General features: G+C 60.6%; 20 protein-coding genes. 10 read left to right on the plus strand and 10 right to left on the minus strand.

From position 1 onward, the window contains the following. Positions 1 to 106: 106 nt before the first annotated feature. From AACY25_RS16905 to AACY25_RS16920, 4 genes are all read right to left on the minus strand, one after another. Complete coding sequence (locus tag AACY25_RS16905) at positions 107 to 385, minus strand: hypothetical protein (RefSeq protein WP_339526079.1); 279 nt, start codon at positions 383 to 385, stop codon at positions 107 to 109. Positions 386 to 606: 221 nt separating this feature from the next. Next, positions 607 to 3,423 (minus strand): FAD-binding and (Fe-S)-binding domain-containing protein, encoded by a 2,817-nt coding sequence (locus AACY25_RS16910; protein ID WP_339526080.1) that lies wholly within the window; start codon positions 3,421 to 3,423, stop codon positions 607 to 609. Positions 3,424 to 3,460: 37 nt separating this feature from the next. After that, positions 3,461 to 4,615: an FMN-dependent L-lactate dehydrogenase LldD gene (gene lldD, locus AACY25_RS16915; RefSeq protein WP_339526296.1), complete on the minus strand. Its 1,155-nt coding sequence runs from the start codon at positions 4,613 to 4,615 to the stop codon at positions 3,461 to 3,463. 80 nt (positions 4,616 to 4,695) lie between these two features. Continuing rightward, a complete protein-coding gene (locus tag AACY25_RS16920; RefSeq protein ID WP_339526082.1) occupies positions 4,696 to 6,390 on the minus strand; it encodes an L-lactate permease in 1,695 nt (564 codons plus the stop codon). A gap of 322 nt (positions 6,391 to 6,712) precedes the next feature. Between AACY25_RS16920 and AACY25_RS16925 the strand changes: the two genes are divergently transcribed. The 4 genes from AACY25_RS16925 (at position 6,713) to AACY25_RS16940 (ending at position 9,151) form a co-directional block, all read left to right on the plus strand. Continuing rightward, entirely contained in the window at positions 6,713 to 7,483 is a 771-nt protein-coding gene (locus AACY25_RS16925) for an FCD domain-containing protein (RefSeq protein ID WP_339526084.1), read from the plus strand. A gap of 155 nt (positions 7,484 to 7,638) precedes the next feature. Next, positions 7,639 to 8,058 carry a hypothetical protein gene (locus tag AACY25_RS16930; protein WP_339526086.1) on the plus strand — a complete coding sequence of 140 codons (420 nt, stop codon included), beginning with the start codon at positions 7,639 to 7,641 and terminating at the stop codon, positions 8,056 to 8,058. Positions 8,059 to 8,220: 162 nt separating this feature from the next. Beyond that, positions 8,221 to 8,802 (plus strand): DJ-1/PfpI family protein, encoded by a 582-nt coding sequence (locus AACY25_RS16935; protein WP_339526088.1) that lies wholly within the window; start codon positions 8,221 to 8,223, stop codon positions 8,800 to 8,802. A 46-nt stretch (positions 8,803 to 8,848) separates the two neighbouring features. Continuing rightward, positions 8,849 to 9,151: a ribbon-helix-helix domain-containing protein gene (locus AACY25_RS16940; protein WP_339526090.1), complete on the plus strand. Its 303-nt coding sequence runs from the start codon at positions 8,849 to 8,851 to the stop codon at positions 9,149 to 9,151. Positions 9,152 to 9,154: 3 nt separating this feature from the next. On the opposite strand, the gene AACY25_RS16945 is transcribed toward AACY25_RS16940, so the two are convergent. Then, entirely contained in the window at positions 9,155 to 10,171 is a 1,017-nt protein-coding gene (locus AACY25_RS16945; RefSeq protein WP_339526091.1) for a DUF4917 family protein, read from the minus strand. Positions 10,172 to 10,197: 26 nt separating this feature from the next. Then, a complete protein-coding gene (locus AACY25_RS16950) occupies positions 10,198 to 11,103 on the minus strand; it encodes a DMT family transporter (protein ID WP_339526093.1) in 906 nt (301 codons plus the stop codon). Between the two features lie 82 nt (positions 11,104 to 11,185). Between AACY25_RS16950 and AACY25_RS16955 the strand changes: the two genes are divergently transcribed. Next, positions 11,186 to 11,698, plus strand: a complete 513-nt coding sequence (locus AACY25_RS16955; RefSeq protein WP_339526095.1) for a MarR family winged helix-turn-helix transcriptional regulator — start codon at positions 11,186 to 11,188, stop codon at positions 11,696 to 11,698. 47 nt (positions 11,699 to 11,745) lie between these two features. Next, entirely contained in the window at positions 11,746 to 12,087 is a 342-nt protein-coding gene (locus AACY25_RS16960) for an FKBP-type peptidyl-prolyl cis-trans isomerase (RefSeq protein ID WP_339526096.1), read from the plus strand. A 144-nt stretch (positions 12,088 to 12,231) separates the two neighbouring features. Here the strand turns inward: AACY25_RS16960 and grxC are convergent, their stop codons facing one another. Both grxC and AACY25_RS16970 read right to left on the minus strand, forming a co-directional pair. Then, positions 12,232 to 12,492 (minus strand): glutaredoxin 3, encoded by a 261-nt coding sequence (gene grxC / locus AACY25_RS16965; protein WP_128708498.1) that lies wholly within the window; start codon positions 12,490 to 12,492, stop codon positions 12,232 to 12,234. Positions 12,493 to 12,505: 13 nt separating this feature from the next. Then, on the minus strand, positions 12,506 to 13,024 hold the full coding sequence (locus AACY25_RS16970; RefSeq protein ID WP_339526102.1) for a carboxymuconolactone decarboxylase family protein: 519 nt from the start codon (positions 13,022 to 13,024) through the stop codon (positions 12,506 to 12,508). A 128-nt stretch (positions 13,025 to 13,152) separates the two neighbouring features. Between AACY25_RS16970 and AACY25_RS16975 the strand changes: the two genes are divergently transcribed. Then, entirely contained in the window at positions 13,153 to 13,977 is an 825-nt protein-coding gene (locus AACY25_RS16975) for an AraC family transcriptional regulator (RefSeq protein WP_339526104.1), read from the plus strand. Positions 13,978 to 13,998: 21 nt separating this feature from the next. Here the strand turns inward: AACY25_RS16975 and AACY25_RS16980 are convergent, their stop codons facing one another. After that, complete coding sequence (locus AACY25_RS16980; RefSeq protein ID WP_128708501.1) at positions 13,999 to 14,949, minus strand: GlxA family transcriptional regulator; 951 nt, start codon at positions 14,947 to 14,949, stop codon at positions 13,999 to 14,001. A gap of 110 nt (positions 14,950 to 15,059) precedes the next feature. Here AACY25_RS16980 and AACY25_RS16985 point away from each other — a divergent pair, with 110 nt between their 5' ends. Genes AACY25_RS16985 through AACY25_RS16995 form a run of 3 tightly spaced genes read left to right on the plus strand, consistent with a single transcriptional unit; the run spans position 15,060 to position 17,899 of the window. Beyond that, positions 15,060 to 15,860 carry an SDR family NAD(P)-dependent oxidoreductase gene (locus AACY25_RS16985; RefSeq protein WP_128708502.1) on the plus strand — a complete coding sequence of 267 codons (801 nt, stop codon included), beginning with the start codon at positions 15,060 to 15,062 and terminating at the stop codon, positions 15,858 to 15,860. 25 nt (positions 15,861 to 15,885) lie between these two features. After that, positions 15,886 to 16,650 carry an SDR family oxidoreductase gene (locus AACY25_RS16990; RefSeq protein ID WP_339526108.1) on the plus strand — a complete coding sequence of 255 codons (765 nt, stop codon included), beginning with the start codon at positions 15,886 to 15,888 and terminating at the stop codon, positions 16,648 to 16,650. Positions 16,651 to 16,708: 58 nt separating this feature from the next. After that, positions 16,709 to 17,899, plus strand: coding sequence for an MFS transporter (locus AACY25_RS16995; RefSeq protein WP_339526109.1), 1,191 nt, complete (start codon positions 16,709 to 16,711; stop codon positions 17,897 to 17,899). On the opposite strand, the gene AACY25_RS17000 is transcribed toward AACY25_RS16995, so the two are convergent. After that, positions 17,900 to 18,409: a winged helix-turn-helix transcriptional regulator gene (locus AACY25_RS17000; protein ID WP_339526110.1), complete on the minus strand. Its 510-nt coding sequence runs from the start codon at positions 18,407 to 18,409 to the stop codon at positions 17,900 to 17,902. Positions 18,410 to 18,523 lie beyond the last annotated feature (114 nt).

Here is an 18,523-nt window from a genome sequence, read left to right on the forward strand (position 1 = left end):
GTTAACTCTAGAAGGTATGGCGCCAATGCGCAGAAAAGCGATAAGTGGCGGCGGTAGCCTGTACGTTTGGCAAACGACTCTGTCAGCTTCTTTTAACGGGCCCGATTCACTCTGTGCCGGCCTCGCCATCCTTGTCGGATTTTCGCAGCAGCAGCAACGCTTTTTGTGCGTGGGATTGGCAGGCTTCTTCATCACCCACGCGCTGCGCATCCTCGGCGGCTTTTTTGTGCTCTTCGAATTGTTCCTTGGCGGGAGAGGCCAATGTCACAAGAGCGGATGGGTCCGCGGAGAGTTTCTGCATGTTGGTGGTGCAGAGATCTTCGGCGAAGGCCGGGGAGGCCAGTACAGCGATGGCAACAACACTAGGCAGGGTAATTCCTTTCATTGGAGTGTCCTCCGGTTATGAATTAGTTTTCGGAACTTGCTCATCGCGAGTACAAGCGGAGTGCCGAGAAGCTAGCGAGCCAATTACTGGGCTCACAGTAAATGACCCTGGTGGTCAGCCTGAGTTCAGGTTTTTGGCCTTACCCTTGCTCTGCCAGCGCTGGCGACAGCAAAGGGGGGGTAGAAGCCGACAGGCAACACGTTGAGCCAAGGCTGTCGGCACTAACTTCGCGAGCCCCCGGCTTGGCTCACCCTGTCCAGTAGATAAACCACCCCGTGATAGTCGATGCCGCCATGCTGGCTCAGGCCGATTTCGCAGGTGCGACTGGTACTGATGCCTTCCTCGCAGTACTGCACGGCGGACTTTAGGCTGCGCAGGGCGTGGCCGTTCAGCTCGGGGGTGGTAAAGCCTTTGTCGCCGGCAAAGCCGCAACAGTGGATGCCTTCGGGGATGACTACTTCTGATGTGCAGCGGCGGACGATATCGATCAGCCCTTGCGCCTCGCCCAGATGCTGGGTGCTGCAGGTCACATGCACCGCCACTGGTTTGTCTTGCGGAGTGATGTGCAGGCGGTCGAGCAACTGCTCGCGGATAAACTTCACCGGGTCATGCAGTTTCAAACGTGCGTCCAGGCCATCCTGCATCAGGCGCAGGGTGCAGGGGCTGGTGTCGCAGTAGATCGGATCGAGGCCGCCGCGGCTGGCCTTGAGCAGGGCGTCGATCAGCTCCTGCTTCTTGCGTTCGGCCTGTTCGCTGTAGCCCTTGGAGGCGAACGGTTGGCCGCAGCAGAGGTTATCCAGATCGGCCGGGAACACCACCTGAAAACCACCTTTCTCCAGCAGTGCGCGGGTCTTGTCGAGCAGTGGCATCTGCTCGCTATCGCTGGCCGCCGGGCCCATGGCGCGGGATACGCAGGCGGCCAGGTAGACCACTCGTGGCCGCGCATCGTCATTCGTTTTGGGCAGTTGCAGTCGCTGCAGCGGTTGCGGCATGGCCGGGGTCCACTGCGGTACGCGACCCTGGCTGGCTTTGCTGAGCGCCGCCGAGGTGCGACTAAGCAGGGGCGCGCCCATCAGCAGGCGCGCGCCATTGGCCACATGCAGCATCACCCGCGCACCCTGCATGGCGCGGCGGAAGTTATTCGCCAGCCAGTCGGCGCTGCGCTGGCTGTTGGCGTCGCGGGCGCGTAGCTGGCGCACCAGATCGCCGGTATTGATGCCCACCGGGCAGCGCTGGGCGCACAGACCGGTGGCGGCGCAGGTGTCGATGCCCTGGTACTGATAGGCCACTTCCAACTCGCGGGTGTCGATGCCAGCGCGTTTTTTTGCCTGAATATCACGCCAGATCACGATGCGCTGACGCGGGCTCAGGGTCAGCCCGTTGGACGGGCACACGGGTTCGCAGAATCCGCATTCGATGCACTTGTCGACGATCTCGTCGGCGGCCGGCAGCGGTTTGAGGTTTTTCAGGTGGATATCGCGGTCTTCGGAGAGGATCACATCCGGATTGAGAATGCTCTGGGGGTCGAGCAGGCGCTTGATTTGCCACATAAGCTGATAGGCATCGTTGCCCCATTCCAACTCGACGAAGGGGGCCATATTGCGCCCGGTGCCGTGTTCGGCTTTAAGCGAGCCGCCAAACTCCACGGCCACCAGCTGCGCCACATCGTCCATAAAAGCTGAGTAGCGGGCGATCTGCTCAGGTGTTTCGAAGGCCTGGGTAAATACGAAGTGCAGATTGCCTTCCAGGGCATGGCCGAAAATGATCGCTTCGTCATAACTGTGTTTATCGAACAGCTCAAGCAGGCGATTGACGCCTTCGGCGAGCTGTTCGACGGGGAAGGTCACGTCTTCGATAATCACCGTGGTGCCGGTCTGGCGCACTGCGCCGACGGCAGGGAAGGTGTCCTTGCGGATCTTCCACAGCAGGTTGTAGACGGTTGGGTCCTCGCTGAAATCCACCTGTTTTTCCAAGGGGAAATCAGCGATGGACGCCATGATCAATTGCAACTGTTCGTGCAACAGGCTTTGGCTGGCGGCGCGGGATTCGATCAGCAGGGCGCAGGCGCTGTCGGACAAGCCCTTGACCCACTCCGGCATGCCTGGCTTTTCCTGCACCGAGCGCATGCTGCGGCGGTCGAGCAGTTCCACGGCGGACACCGGCTGCTGCTTGAGCAGAGTGACGGCGCGGCAGCAGCTTTCCACATCGGGGAACACCAGCAGGGCGCTGGCCTTGTGCGGGTGATCGGGCACGGTGTTGTAAGTCACCGCGCTGATAAAGCCCAAGGTGCCCTCGGAGCCGACCAGCAGGTGGCTGAGGATATCCAGCGGCTGGTCGAAATCCACCAAGGCGTTGAGCGAGAGGCCGGTGGTGTTTTTCAGGCGGTATTTATGGCGAATCTTTGCGGCCAGCTCAGTGTTGGCGCGGGTGCTGCGGCCCAGCTCGTTCAGTTGGGTCAGCAGGTCGGCGTGGGTGGCGAAAAAACGCGTCACGCTGATCGGGTCTTCAGTGTCCAGCACCGTGCCGTCGGCCAGCACCAGGCGCATACCGGCCAGGGTGTAGTAGCTGTTCTGCGCCGTGCCGCAGCACATGCCGCTGGAGTTGTTGGCGACGATGCCGCCGATCTTGCAAGCGTTGATTGAGGCCGGGTCGGGGCCGATTTTGCGCTGAAACGGCGCTAGCGCGGCATTCGCCTGTGCGCCGATCACTCCAGGTTGCAGGCGGATCTGGCTACCCTGGCCACGGATTTCCCGGCCGTTCCAGTTATCACCGAGCACGATCAGCACCGAATCGCTGATGGCTTGGCCGGACAGGCTGGTGCCGGCAGCGCGGAAGGTCACCGGCACCTGATGCGCGCTGGCCAACTTGAGCAGGTCAACCACCTCTAGTTCCGCTTCAACGCGCACCACCAGCTTGGGGATCAGTCGGTAGAAGCTGGCATCGGTGCCGAAGGCCAGGGTCGACAGCGGGTCGTCGAAGCGCCGCTCGGCAGGGATCAGGCGCTCGACGGCTGTGAGAAAAGCGGCAGGCAGGCTCATGCAGGCTCCATAGTCCGGTACGGCGTCAGGTGCAGCGTCAGGACGCGGCGTGGTGCAGTTCGCGCACCAGCGAATCAGCAGTGATCTCGCTGATCGATTTGGCCCCGGTCAGCACCATGGCCACGCGCATTTCCTTCTCGATCAAATCCAGCAGGTTGCTCACGCCAGCCTCGCCGTCAGCGGCCAGGGCGTATATAAACGCGCGGCCGAGCATCACCGTGTCGGCGCCTAGGGCAATCATGCGCACTACATCCAGGCCGGTGCGAATGCCCGAGTCGGCAAGAATCGCCAAATCGCCTTTGACCGCATCGGCAATCGCCGGCAGGGCGCGGGCGCTGGACATAACGCCATCGAGCTGACGGCCGCCGTGGTTGGACACGACGATGCCGTCGGCACCGAAGCTCACGGCGTCCTTGGCATCCTGTGGGTCGAGGATGCCCTTGATCACCATCGGGCCGTCCCAGAATTCACGAATCCATTCCAGGTCCTTCCAGCAGATCGACGGGTCGAAATTGTTGCCCAGCCAGCCGATATAGTCGGCCAGGCCCGTGGGGTTGCCCCGGTAGGCGGAGATATTGCCCAGGTCGTGGGGTTTGCCGAGCAGGCCGACATCCCAGGCCCAGCGTGGGTGGGTCATGGCTTGCAGCATGCGGCGCAGCGGCGCGTTCGGCCCGCTCATGCCGGAGTGGGCATCGCGGTAGCGCGCGCCCGGCACCGGCATATCCACGGTAAATACCAGGGTGGTGACGCCAGCGGCCTTGGCGCGCTCCAGGGCGTTTTTCATAAAGCCGCGGTCTTTCAGCACATACAGCTGAAACCACATCGGTCGGTCGATGACCGGCGCGACTTCTTCAATCGGGCACACCGAAACGGTGGACAGGGTAAAGGGGATGCCCTTGGCGGCGGCGGCCTTGGCGGCCTGCACTTCACCACGGCGGGCGTACATGCCGGTCAGGCCGACCGGGGCCAGAGCCACCGGCATGCTCAGGGTTTCGTTGAACAGGCGGGTTTCCAGGCTCAGTTCCGACATATTGCGCAGCACGCGCTGGCGCAGGGCGATATCCGCCAGATCGGCGACGTTGCGCTTGAGCGTGTGCTCGGCATAGGCGCCGCCGTCGATGTAGTGAAACAGAAACGGCGGCAGCCGGCGTTGGGCGGCGGCGCGGTAGTCGGTGGAGGCAGAAATGATCATGGATTCACCCAGGTGGAGAAAAAGGGTTTGCAGCGAAACGCCAATGCGCGCCGTTTTATCGGCGCGCATTGTGGCGCTTATCAGCCTGCCATCAGCGGGTCGCTGACGCCCAGCACATGCACGGCAAACAGTGCGATCAGGCCGGTAAACAGCACGTAGTACAGGGTAGGCCAGATGGTTTTGCGCAGGATGCTGCCTTCGCGACCGAGCAGGCCAACCGTAGCCGAGGCCGCGACGACGTTGTGGATCGCCACCATATTGCCGGCAGCGGCGCCGATCGCCTGCACCGCGACAATCAGCGCGCTGGAAATGCCCAGGCTGCTGGCCATGCCGAACTGGAACTGGCTAAACATCATGTTGCTGACGGTGTTGGAACCGGCGATAAACGCGCCCAGTGCACCTACGCTCGGTGCCAGCAGCGGGTAGATACCGCCCACGCTGTCAGCCGCCCAGCGCGCCATCAGGATCGGCATGCTCGACAGCTCGGCGGCGTTAACCCCGGAGTTGATCAGGATGCGCACCATCGGCACGGTAAACAGCAGCACAAAGCCGGCGCTCAGCAGCACGCCCGACGATTCCTTCACGGCGCTGCCCAATTCGCGCAGCTTCATGCCGTGGAAGAAGAAGGTGGCAAGCACTACGGTGACCAAAATCCCACCCGGCAGGTACAGCGGCTGGAAGTTGGCACTGACACCGGTTTCACCGAGCAGGTCGGGGAAGTTGAGCATCACTGCCTTCAGCGCGGCACTTACCTCGGGGAATACCCGGCTGATCACCAGCAGCACGCCGACCAGTACATAGGGCAGCCAGGCGCGCAGGGCGCTCATTGGCTTGGCGGTGAGTTGGTCGAGCTTCATTTCTACGGTGCCCAGCCACTCGGCTGGCCATTTGTCCGCCGGGGCGAAATCCCAGGTGGTTTTTGGCAGCAGAAATCCCATGCGCGCGGCGCTGGTGACAATTGCCAGGCCAATCAGCCCGCCGCCCAGCGACGGAAACTCAGGGCCGAGGAATACCCCGGTCAACGCGTAAGGGATGGTGAACGCCAGGCCGGCGAAGATGGCGAACGGCAGCACTGCAAAACCGGCTTTCCAGCTTTTTTCGGTGCCGAAGAAACGCGTCAGCATCAGCACCATGACCAGCGGCATTACGGTACCGACAATGGCGTGGATGATTGCCACTTCGCTGGTGATCAACTGCAGAAACTGCGCCCAGGACGAACCCTGTTCAACCAGTTGCGCGCCGATGGTGGCGCTATCCAATCCGGTGTTGATGCCGACGATGATCGGCGTACCCACCGCGCCGAAGGACACCGGCGTGCTCTGCACCAGCATGCCGAGCATCACTGCGGCCATGGCCGGGAAGCCGATGGCCACCAGCAGCGGCGCGGCGATGGCAGCGGGCGTGCCGAAGCCGGAAGCGCCCTCGATAAAGCAGCCGAACAGCCAGGCGATGATGATCGCTTGAATGCGCCGATCCGGGCTGATGGTGGCAAAGCCGGCGCGAATCGCGGTGATGCCGCCGGAGTGCTTGAGGGTGTTGAGCAGCAGAATCGCGCCGAAGATGATCCACAGCAAACCGAGGGTGATCAGCAAGCCTTGCACGGTGGAGGCGAGTACGCGGTTAAAACTCATATCCCAGGCAAACAGTGCAACGCCAGCGGTGAGCAGATACACCAGCGGCATGGCGTGTTTGGCCGGCCAGCGCAGGCCGATCAGCAGGACGGCGGCCAGCAGGATCGGGGAAAAGGCCAGTAGAGCAAGAAGACCAGTCGACATGGGTCTCTCCTTAACGCTGCGCAATGCGCATGGGTGAATGCGGGGGCGCATCGGCATGCAGCGCTGCGGCGGGGGTAAGCAATAGAGCCGGCATAGGGAGACCTCATGGATTCTTGGAATTGTTTTTGTTTGGTTAATTGGTAATACCAATTAACAAGACTGCGCGGTCAGGGTAAAAGTGTGGGCTCCAGCCTGTCAATTAGCTGCCTTACGACTTTGGTCGTAAAGCTGCGTCTTGCTAGGCAGCTGAGGCGGCGATAGGCTTGCCGGCAGCGGGCCGCAAAGGCCCATGGCAGGTGGTCAAACCAGTGGAGTGCGGGCTATGGAAGTGGGATCGGTGCGTCAGCGCCGTTTGTCGGACGATATCGTCAGCCAACTGGAAACCATGATCCTCGAAGGCACGCTCAAGGCCGGCGAACGCTTGCCGGCGGAGCGCGTATTGTCCGAGCAGTTCGGCGTTTCCCGGCCCTCACTGCGTGAAGCGATCCAGAAGCTGGCGGCCAAGGGCTTGTTGGTCAGCCGTCATGGCGGTGGCAACTATGTGGCGGAAACCCTCGGCTCGACTTTCAGTGACCCGCTGCTGCACCTGCTGGAAAGCAACCCCGAAGCGCAGCGCGACCTGTTGGAATTTCGCCATACCCTGGAAGGCTCCTGCGCATTCTACGCCGCGCAGCGTGCCACCGAGCTGGACCGCCAGCGCCTCGGTGATGCCTTTGCCACGCTGCAGGATTGCTACAGCCGCAGCGGCAAGGTGACCCGCGCTGAAGAGGGCGCCGCCGATGCCAACTTCCACCTGGCGATTGCCGAAGCCAGCCACAACGCCGTGCTGCTGCACACCATTCGCGGGCTGTTCGACCTGCTTAAGCGCAACGTGGTGACCAACATTGGTGGCATGTATGCGCAGCGTGATGAAACCCGCGACATGCTGATCGAACAGCACCGCACGCTGTACCAGGCGATTATCGAAGGCCGCGCTGAGGACGCCCGCGCACTGTCCAATCGGCATATCGACTATGTGCAGGAAGTGCTCGCCGAAGTGCAGCAACAGGCGCGCCGCGAAGAGCGCGCCCTGCGCCGGGGCAGTACGCGCTAGCGGGCTGGGTAAACGCTGGCTATGTCCGGTGTGGTGACAAATGGTTTGCGCAGCAGGTTTTTACTCGCTAAGGGTGAACAAACCCGGCAAGCTCAGGCTCTGTTGTAGCAAGCTTTCTGTCAGACACTTATAACGCCAAACGCTCGGAGATAGTTATGCCCCCTATGGATACTGAGCAACAACTGGCGGCCCGTCTGGCCATCCTGGAAAACCCTGAGGCGCAGGACTGCACGGTTTATCGCGCCGATGAAAAGGATCAGGACCCGGATGCTGAGGAAGTGGACCTGGGTGATGCCAAGGTGCTGTTCTGCGGCCCGTTCGAGGCTCCTGCCGACTGGGATGCGGCAGAGCGTGAAGATTATTTCGGCGATAGCGCGCCTGAGCTGTTCGTCAATGCGCGTATCGAGTGTGAAGCCAAGCCTGGTTCGAAGAGCCATTTCACCGTGGATATCGGCGACTATGTCGCGGCTCAGCCGAGCTTGGGTGAGGTGGTGATGTATTACGTGCACGACTATCTGGATGACGACACGGGCTGCACCTATGTGCTGCACCGTGATGAAGAAGTGCTCGAGTAACGCCGCTGTTACGCCGGGCTTTATGCTGAAGCCCGGCTCGCTCCTTGCTGGTTTGCTGTGCGCCGTTTATCCGCGATTAACCCTGTAGTACCGGGTTATTACCCATGGCGGGCGAATCGGCATAACACTCTGTGCTTCTCAACTCACAAAGGGAGCACGCAAATGGCCGCTAAAAAGATTCTCATGCTGGTCGGCGACTACGTCGAAGACTACGAAGTTATGGTGCCGTTTCAGGCGCTGCTGATGGTCGGTCATCAGGTGTACGCAGTGTGTCCGGACAAGACTGCCGGGCAGAGCGTACGCACTGCGATCCACGATTTTGAAGGTGAGCAAACTTACAGCGAAAAGCCGGGGCATAACTTCGCCCTCAACTTCGATTTCGCTCAGGTCAAAGCCGAAGACTACGATGCCCTCGTGGTTCCCGGCGGCCGTTCGCCTGAATACCTGCGCTTGAACCCTCAGGTTGTGGCGTTGGTGCAGGCCTTTGATAAGGCCGGGAAGCCAATTGCAGCGGTTTGCCACGGCGCTCAGTTACTGGCAGCGGCTGGTATTTTGAAAGGGCGCGAATGCAGCGCTTATCCAGCCTGTGGCCCGGACGTGACAATGGCCGGTGGGCAATATATCGACATCGCTGTCGATCAGGCTCATGTGCAGGGCAATCTAGTCACCGCGCCAGCTTGGCCGGCGCATCCGAACTGGCTGGCGGCGTTTTTGAAGGTACTGGGTACCCAAATAACGCTATAAATTCCTGGGGCCAATGCGGCCCCACTATTCAGGGAGGTGAGCCGCCGTGTGCGAGCTGTATGTCAAAGCCGATCCGATTCTCTACGAATCCCGTGCCCGCTCGCTGCGTATCCGTGGCGTGGTCACCACCCTGCGCCTGGAAAACCAGTTCTGGGACATCCTGCGCGAAATTGCCGAAGTGGATGGCATGACCACCAATCAGCTGATCACCAAGCTGTATGACGAAGTCATGGACTACCGCGGCGAGGTGGTGAATTTCGCCTCGTTTCTGCGCGTCAGTTGTACCCGTTACCTCAGCCAGCGTCGTGCGCCGACTGAGCTGAGTGTGGTGCGGGCTATCAGCCAGTAACCGTTACTGTGCCGGCGCTGCTGTAACGCGTAACGCGGGATCGCCCAGCGGGTGGCTTAGCGCATCGAAGAAGCGCAGCTCCACATTCTGTTCGGCGAACAGGCTGGCGTAGTGCTGCTTCTGCTGCGTGATAAATAGCGGGTTGTGCGGGTAGATCGAGATGGCCAGGGTCTTCAGATCGGTTTGCTGCAAGGCCTGGATCAGATGCTGATCCTGCGCCGCCAGGCTGTGGCCGAAGATGCACAGCTTGTCCTTAGGCTGCGCCAGCTGGCTGTAGCAGAAAGACAGATAGTCGCTGCTGCGAATGGCCTTGAGCTTGTCCGCGCTGCTGCCTTCGTTGACGAATAGCGGAATATCGCCCAGCTGGTTGATGGCGAAGCTGGCCAGCAGGGTGCTTTCCGATGAATTGAGAATGCGCGTGCTGCCGTCGATGTTCTTCACCAGGTGCATGCCGCCATGCAGATAGAGCATGCGCGTGGCATTGCCCTGGCGCTGGCAGTCGCCGGGGTCGAAGGTCGAATCCGCGCCCCTGAACATATCTTCAAACGCCTGCGGGGCTTGCATCACGGCCCAGTAGTTGAGCAGGTCGTAATTGCCCGAATACACCGTCTGGTACTGGCTAAGCGCGTTGTTGATCCGTGTCAGGCTGTCAGCCTGCATCTGGCTCCAGGGAATATGCACCGAGCGCACGGCGTGGATCAGCGCTTCCTTGATGGCGAAGTAGCGATGGCGCGGCGAGGAGGAGTTGATGGTCAGCGCGGCATTCACCCGGATGCTGTTCTTCAGCGCGCTGAGCACCTGTTCGAAGTTGCTGGTATCCAGGGCGCGAAACACGCTGAGCTCGGTTGCGCTAAGCGGGCGATTGCGCGTGGTCTGCGCTTCGTCGAACAACGAGAAGTAGGCGAACTTACGCCATACGGCCAGGCTTGCGCCATTGCCGATTAGCAGCTCAGGGAAGCCGATGCTGCTGTTAAGGGTGTTCCAGTCTTCCAGTTCGCCAGTAAATTCCGGGGTTTGCATAGTCGCTCGTTGTCGCCTTGGCCGTGTCAGGGCGCGACTTTAACATGGGGCGCGGCGACTACCGGCGTAGCCGCTGCGGCCCATTGCACCGCCAGGATGCTGCCCAGCACCGCGATCAACCCCAGCAGCGCCACGCCGGTGATGCTCTGCCCCAATAATGCCCAGCCCAGCAGCACCGCCACCAGCGGGCTAAGCAGCCCCAATGACGACACCGCCACCGGCGCCAGCCGAGCGATGCCGCGAAACCACAGCACATAGGCCAACAGCGCGCCGAACAGCGACAGGTAGGTATAACCCAGCCACTGCAACAGGCTGAGGTGCGGCAGCGGCGGGTCGATCAACCAGGCCACCGGCAGCAGGAACAGGCCGCCAATCAGCAACTGCCAGCCAGTAAACGCCAGCAGCGGCACAGTCGGCCGCCAGCGCCGCGTCAGGTAAGTACCGCTGGCCATGCAGGCGGTGCCGATAAAGGCGGCGGCAATCCCGATTGGGTCCCAGCTCGCTTCGGGCGCGAGCAACAGGGCAGCCATTCCTGCGATACCGACCACACTGGCGGCGACCGCCACAGATGCCGGCCGCTGCTGATCCATCGACCACACCAGACCCATCACCAGCAGCGGTTGAATCGCCCCGACCACTGCCGCCAAGCCGCCCGGCAAACGGTACGCAGCGACAAACAGCAGCGCCTGGAAGAAGCCGATATTCAGCGCCGCCAACACCAGCAAGCGCGGCCATTCGCGGCGGCGGGGCAGGTAGCGGCTGTACAGCACCAATAGCAAACCGGCGGGTAGGGCGCGCAGCAGCGCGGCGGTAAAGGGCCGATCCGGCGGCAGGATCTCGGTGGTGACGATATAGGTCGAGCCCCAGATGGCCGGTGCCAGGGCGGTGATCAACACATCCAGCCAGGTGCTACGCGAAGGTGAGCTGCCCATGCATTTGTCTCGCATTCAAGATAAAATGCGAGGCTAATAGCAACTTGTCTTGAGTTCAAGATAAATTTCCAGAGGTAAACCAATGGCAGTCCAGCGACAGATGGATGCAGTCGATGCAATTCTTCAGCAGTGGCACCGCGAGCGGCCGGACCTGGATGTCAGCCCGATGGGCGTTATCGGCCGGCTTGGCCGCTGCGCGGCGCTGCTGCGGCGTGAGCTGGACAAGCTGTTTAGCAGCTTTGGCCTGACCTCCTGGGAGTTCGATGTGCTGGCCACCCTGCGCCGCTCCGGCGAGCCTTACCGCCTGGCTCCGACGACGCTGTTCTCGACCCTGATGGTCACCTCCGGCACCATGACCCGGCAGTTGCAGCAACTTGAAGCCTCTGGGCTGGTCAGTCGTATAGCCAACCCCAGCGATGCGCGCAGCATGCTGGTGCAACTGACCCCCGCCGGGCTGGAACTGATCGACCGCGCGGTAACCGCGCATGTGGCCAATGAAGCGCGGCTGCTGGCGCCGATTGCCGCCGCCGAGCTGGCGCAACTGGAAGCGCGGCTATCCGAGCTGCTAGCAGTGCTGGAACCGACTGGCGAGTGATTTTCTGCAAACCCGGCCGTGAGCAGGCCTGTTAGACGAGGTGAGTGATGAGCAACGAATTAGTGATCGAAGATATTCAGCTGGGTGACGGTAAAGAAGTGGTCAAAGGGGCGCTGATCACCACCCAGTACAACGGATTTCTCGAAGATGGCAGCAAGTTCGACTCCTCCTATGATCGCGGCAAAGCCTTCCAATGCGTCATCGGCACTGGCCGGGTGATCAAGGGCTGGGACCAGGGCCTGATGGGTATGAAGGTCGGCGGCAAGCGCAAAATCTTTGTTCCGTCGCACTTGGGTTATGGCGAGCGCCAGTTCGGCGCGCATATTAAGCCGCATTCCAATTTGATCTTTGAGATCGAGCTGCTGGAAGTGCTGACGCGGGATGATTAGGTCGGAGGGCTGCTATCGGCCAAAAGCAGCCCATCAGAACTGTCTGTAAAACAAGGTTAGATTCAGAAACTGACGAAGCTCTAGTCCGAAGCCATAAGACTGAAAACGCTCCGGATAGCAGGACTATCCGGAGTAAGGGAGTGCTCAGCATGAGAGTTGCAGCAACACATCCAATTCGCCCCTGCGCTCAAGGCCCGCTAGGTCGTCAAATCCGCCGATATGCACCTCACCAATGAAAATCTGCGGGACGCTTCTGCGTTGCGATCGCTGCATCATCTCGGCTAAACGTTGTGGTGACGCTTCAACGTCAATTTCGACGGCTGTAATTCCCTTGTGTGCCAGCAGTTTCTTGGCACTCACGCAGTAAGGGCAATGCTGAGTGGTATAGACAGTAACTGGGTTCATGGTGGTTAACCTTCTATTGAGCAGACGGCGGGAAATCGATGTCTGGGGCGGCAATGTTGTTGAGGTAATTGGTCAGGGTTAACAACGTGACCTGCGCCACCACCTCGACAATCTTGCTGTCAGTTAGGCCCGCTTGATGTGCCGCGGCTATCTGTGCATCACTCAACTGGCCACGGCTCTCGGTTATCTGCCGCGCCAGCGTGGCAAGAGCACTCAGCGACCCCGAGCGTGCCTGATGGATCTCTTCAGCACTCAGGCCCGCCTTGGTTGCGAAGAACGAATGAGCTGCGGTGCAGTAGTCGCAGCCGTTGACTTCCGAGGTTGCCAGTGCCGCAACCTCGCGCTCGGTGACACTCAGCGAGCTTTTACCCAGCGCCTGTGCCAGGGCCAAATAGCCGTTCAACGCGGCCGGGGCGTGGGCCAGTGTTTTAAACGCGTTAGGAATGAATCCGAGACCTTTCTGCAAGCCTTCAAGGGCAGTACGTGAACCGGTGGGAGCTTGTTCCAAGGTGAGAGCGGCGATACGAGTCATGGGTATTCTCCAGTAAGTTGAACTACGAGCTTGTCGATCAAGCCTGGAGCCAATACTAGAAATCGTTACTTCACTTTCGGATTCAGATCGTCGATGTTATGCAACAGATCGTCTAAATCGAGCGTGCCATGGATCGCCTGTCCATTCTGCTTAAACACTTCAATCCACACGCCACTACATTCCATCAGGGGGCTTTCTGTGGCGTCACCGATATCTACGGTCAGGGCGGTTTTGGCCATGCTCACCTGTTGCGCACAGGACGGCTGAGTTTTCGGGATAAGCACAATCAGGTCATCGAGCTTGCTGAGCCGAGTCTGATACTTGTGGTTCGGCCGCAGCAGCATCAGCTTGTCGCCACTGAGGTCGATGCAGCCGAGTTGGTCTGCGCCACCTTGCACTTCGATGGCGGTGCCAGTAATCCGCTGACCCTGGCGCTGCCGGATTACATTGTCCAGCCGCTCAGCGAGTTGCCGGGGCTCAGTGGCAGTCTCGACTGGTTGTTTGCAGAAGCCTTCGGCGAGGAGTGTGGTCGTGATGTTGTACTCAATCGTCTGTTTGAGTTGATGCTGATTCAGTTGCTACGCCATCTTATTGCCACTCGCAGCATCACTTCGGGAATGATGGCGGGCTTAGCCAACCCGCGCCTGGCCCGTTCGCTCACCTCCATGCACAGTGAACCGCAGCGCAACTGGTCGGTAGCTGATCTGGCAACTCTGGCGAGTATGTCGCGCGCAAGTTTCGCTGCGCATTTTCGTAAGGTGGTAGGTGTTACACCTGCTGATTACTTGACCAACTGGCGAATAAGCCTGGCGCAGAAACGCTTGCGTGAAGGTCGGCCTATTGCCCTAGTTGCAGCCGAGGTTGGCTACGAGAGCCCCTCTGCATTAGCGCGTACATTCCGCCGCAAGGTAGGACGCAGCCCAAGTGAGTGGGTGCAGCAAGAAGAAGCATGAAGTCTGGCCTAAGGTGACAGATCAAATGTTCACTTCACGAACATCTCTTCGTATCGCCTGAGGAGGAACTCCAAAGCCGCGAATGAACACTTCGCGCATATGGCGTCGATCACGAAAGCCGGTTTCCTTGGCGATCACGTCCATTGAATGGCGGCTCTGTTCGATCATCACTCGTGCGGCCTCCAGGCGCAGGCGCTCGATGGCCTTGGCCGGAGATTGCCCGGTTTCCGCCGTGAATACGCGGGTGAACTGGCGCGGGCTGAGGTGCACGGCCTCGGCGAGTTCCTCGACGCTGAGCTGCTTGTGCAGGTTCTGCCGGGCGTAGTTCAGGGCGTTCTGGATACGGTCGGATTTCGGCGCGAGGGTGAGCATCTCCGAGTGCTGCGATTGTCCGCCCGAACGACGCTGATGCATCACCAGTTTGTGCGCCACCGACCGCGCCACTTCCGGGCCCAGATCCTTCTCCACCATGCCGAGGGCCAGATCCAGGCCGGCGGTCATGCCGGCGGACGTCCAAACGTTGCCATCAATTATGAAGATCCGGTCATCTTCGACGCTGACCTGTGGATACAGACGACGCAGGGCGTCGCCATAAGCCCAGTGGGTAGTGGCGCGACGCCCGTCTAGCAGGCCAGCCTGGGCCAGCACGAAGCCTCCAGTGCAGATGCCGGCGACTCGGCGCGACTGTTGCCCAGCCTGGCGCACGAACGTCAGGGCTGCCTCGCTCGGCGGCGTTTCTAGAGGCTTGTTGACCCCGGCGATCATCCAGGTGTCCGCCAGGCCGGGATTGTTCAGGGCGCGGGTTTCAATGCCCAGACCCAAGGACGAGCGCACTATACCGCCGGCAATGGAGAAGAACTCGATGGAATAGAAAGGCGCTTCGGCCACGATGTTGGCGTACTCGAAGACAGTCTGGGTTGCCAGCGACAGTACCTGGAAGTCGTCGGAGAGCAGGTAGCCGATTCTGTGCATGGTTGAGCCTCGCGTCATGCGCGTCCTAAAACATGACTGTATACGTCATTTAGGTCTTTTCCAATTCTCGCCATGATGTGTCTCAAGCCCACCCCACTTGGAGACACAACATGAGCAACGCATCGAAAGGCACCGCACTGGTCACTGGTGCATCGTCGGGTATCGGCGCCCTCTACGCCGAACGCCTGGCCCGCCGTGGCTACGACCTTATCTTGGTTGCCCGCAACCGCGATCGCCTGAACGACTTGGCTCGCCGTATAACCGACGACACCCAGCGTGTGGTCGAGGTGTTGCAAGCTGACCTAGGCGATGCCCAGAGCCTGGCCACTGTCGAGGCCAAACTCAAGGAAGACGCGAGTATTACCCTGTTGGTCAATAACGCAGGCATCGGCACCCACACGCCTCTGCTCGATAGCGACGTCGGCCTGATGACGCGGATGATTGATCTCAACGTAACTGCGCTGATGCGTTTGAGCTACGCCGCAATCCCCGGATTTGTCGAGCGTGGCAACGGCGCCATCATCAACATTTCCTCCATCGTCAGCATCGCCCCTGAATTGCTCAACGGCGTATACGGTGGCAGCAAGGCTTTCGTCACCGCCTTCAGCCAATCACTGCATCACGAGCTGGCCGCCAGGGGCGTGCGCATCCAGGCCGTGTTGCCAGGGGCGACCGCCACCGAGTTCTGGGACAACGGCGGCTTGCCACTGGAGCACCTCGACCCCGCAATTGTGATGCCGGCAAGTGCCCTGGTCGACGCCGCGCTGATCGATTTCGATCACGGCGAACTGATCTCCATCCCCTCGCTACATGACGCCAGCCAGTGGCACGCCTACGAGTCGGCGCGCAAGGCCATGTCCAATCAGCTTTCCAGCAACCAACCCGCGCCGCGCTACAGCGCCCAGCGTTAATCGATCTCTCATCAGGAGAAACAGCATGAAACTCAGCGGCAATACCATCTTCATCACTGGCGGTACCTCGGGCATTGGTCGCGGTTTGGCCGAGGCTTTCCATCAACGCGGCAACAAGGTGATCATCGCCGGCCGCCGTCAGGCGCTGCTGGACGAAATCGCCCGCGCCAACCCCGGCATAGACACCGTGGTGCTGGACATCAACGATGCGCAGCAGATCAAGCAGGTGGCGCAGCAGGTGATTGAGCGTCACCCCAACCTCAACGTGGTGATCAACAACGCCGGCATCATGCCATTCGACAACGCCGCGTCGGGTGATCTCGACGACGAGCAGGCAGTCGACCTGCTGGCCACCAACCTGCTCGGCCCGGTACGCGTCAGCGCGGCTTTCGTCGAGCACCTCAAGCGCCAGCCGGACGCCACCATCATCAACAACAGCTCGGTGCTGGCGTTCATCCCGATTGCGGTGACCGCGCTGTACTCAGCGACCAAGGCAGCCATCCACTCCTACAGCCTGTCGCAGCGCTTCATGCTGCGTGACACCAGCGTCAAGGTGCTGGAAATCGCGCCGCCATGGGTCGATACCGACCTGATCCACAAGAGTGGCGACCCGCGCGCCATGCCGCTGGATGCCTTCATCGCCGAGACCCTAGCCAAACTGGAGACGGCGACCACCGAGGTGATTGTCGATGGCATCGCCGCGCTGCGTGCCAATGTCGGGCCGAATGAGCACGTGCTGGTAAACCAGTTCAACCAGTCGATCATCGACAACCCCATCCCTGTCGCATAAGCCTTGCGCCCGACCTCAATACGAGGTCGGGCGTTTTCGTACATCTCTGGAGAGCGCCATGCACAGCACCATCTCCACGCCTAACCGTCTCGCTCTTCGCCTGCTCAGCCTGGCCTATTTCGTCCAGGCGGTAGGCGCGCTCTCGGTTGTTGGCAGTTTGGAGGCTATTTCCGTCGCCTGGGCCTTGAGTAACGCGCAGAGCGCGCTATTAATCACCGTCTTCGGCGTTACCTTCGCAGTCGCCGCACCCATACTACAGATGACCTTGGGCCATTTACGCCGCCGTTCGCAGGTATTGATTGGGTTGTCGATCTTCAGCGTGGCGGCACTGTTGTTCTCTGCTTCGTCGAGTTACGAAACGTTGGTGTTTTCTCGCGTGCTGATGGGCCTGGGTGCGGGCTTCGTCGGGCCTGTGCTCGGTGCGCTAGGATCGAACCTGGTGGCGCGCGAGCAACAGGGCAGCGCTATCGCCATTGTGCTGCTCGGGCTGAGCGTCGCGGGCCTTGCCGGTATGCCAATCAGCGCATGGATCGCTCATGAATTCGGCGCGCGCAGCCTGTTTTTGGGCATCGGCGCCAGTGGTCTGCTCACCGCGGCGATGATCCTGCTGTGGGTGCCGGATCGTGTGGCTGGCCAACGCGTCGCGCCGAGCGATGTGCTCGTGTTGCTGACGCGCTTCACGTCGCTGAGCGCTTTTCTGGTGGTGTTCTTCATCACCTCAGGGGTATTTACCACCTATGCGTTCCTTGCCCCGATCATCGGCAATGATTTCCACGGTAGCGCCAGTGACATCACCCTGGCGCTCACTGTGCTGGGCGTGGCGGGAGTGTTGGGCAACCTGCTGGTTACACGGCTGGCATTGCGGGTGAGTGCCGAGCGTCTACTGCGGGTCGGCATCGCGCTGCTGGCGCTGGTTCTGCTGGGCCTGGCGGTGATGCCGAGACATCTCGGCGGCCTGTTGCTGGCCCTGGTGGTTTGGGCGCTGGCCACCGATATCGTATGGCCGTCGCAACAACGGCGCATCGTCGAGCTACTGCCTGAGCAACGCGGGATTGCCCTGGCGCTGACCGCATCGTTCATGTTCTGCGGAATTGGCGTTGGCTCGGCCATAGCCGGATGGCTCTATACAGCTTTTGGCTACATAGGCTTGCTGCTGGCCTCGCTGATGTTTCTCCTGCTTGCCTTTGTCAGCCTGCGTTTCTCCGAGCAGTGCGCCCGCGTGCACTTATCCGCGCCCGAGCTGAACTGATCAGCGGCCTGCCAAGGCCTTCTGCTGAGCGGCCTGTCGCCGCCGATCCAATCGCTCGTACGTCGATTCATCCGCCCCTGGGCCCGGGAGCAGGCCGAGGTCTTCCTGTGCGATCAGATTGCCGTTGATATCGCTCAGTTGGACTGGGGCAAGCGTTGCCCCCGTCTTGCGATTGATTGGAAGAAGCGGGGCACCTTGCGCCAGTGGGTTCCACCTATCCCCCCACTGCAGCATCGCGATGATGATCACGTGCAAGGCCCGGCCTTTCTCGGTCAGGGTGTAATCAGTACCCCCGCCGACGACATTCTTCACGACGATGCCGCAGTCCTGAAGCAGCCTCAGGCGCTTGGAAAGGATGCTCTTGGAAATCTCCAGGTTGCGCTGAAATTCATCGAACTTTGTCGTGCCCCATAGCAGTTCGCGGACGATTAGCAGGTTCCACCAGTCGCCCAGCACATCCACTGAGCGGGCTACCGAACAATTGCGATCTTCGAAGGTAACTCGTTCCACATGTAGATCTCCGAATGGAAGGGCGGCCTGCGACCGCCGACAAGAAAGTTGTTGACAGGTTTCATAATAGCACCTAATTTCCTGTCGCATGGTTCTATTATAGAACCTGACAAC

The sequence above is a fragment of the Pseudomonas sp. EA_35y_Pfl2_R111 genome, assembly GCF_963970955.1.
Taxonomy (GTDB): domain Bacteria; phylum Pseudomonadota; class Gammaproteobacteria; order Pseudomonadales; family Pseudomonadaceae; genus Aquipseudomonas.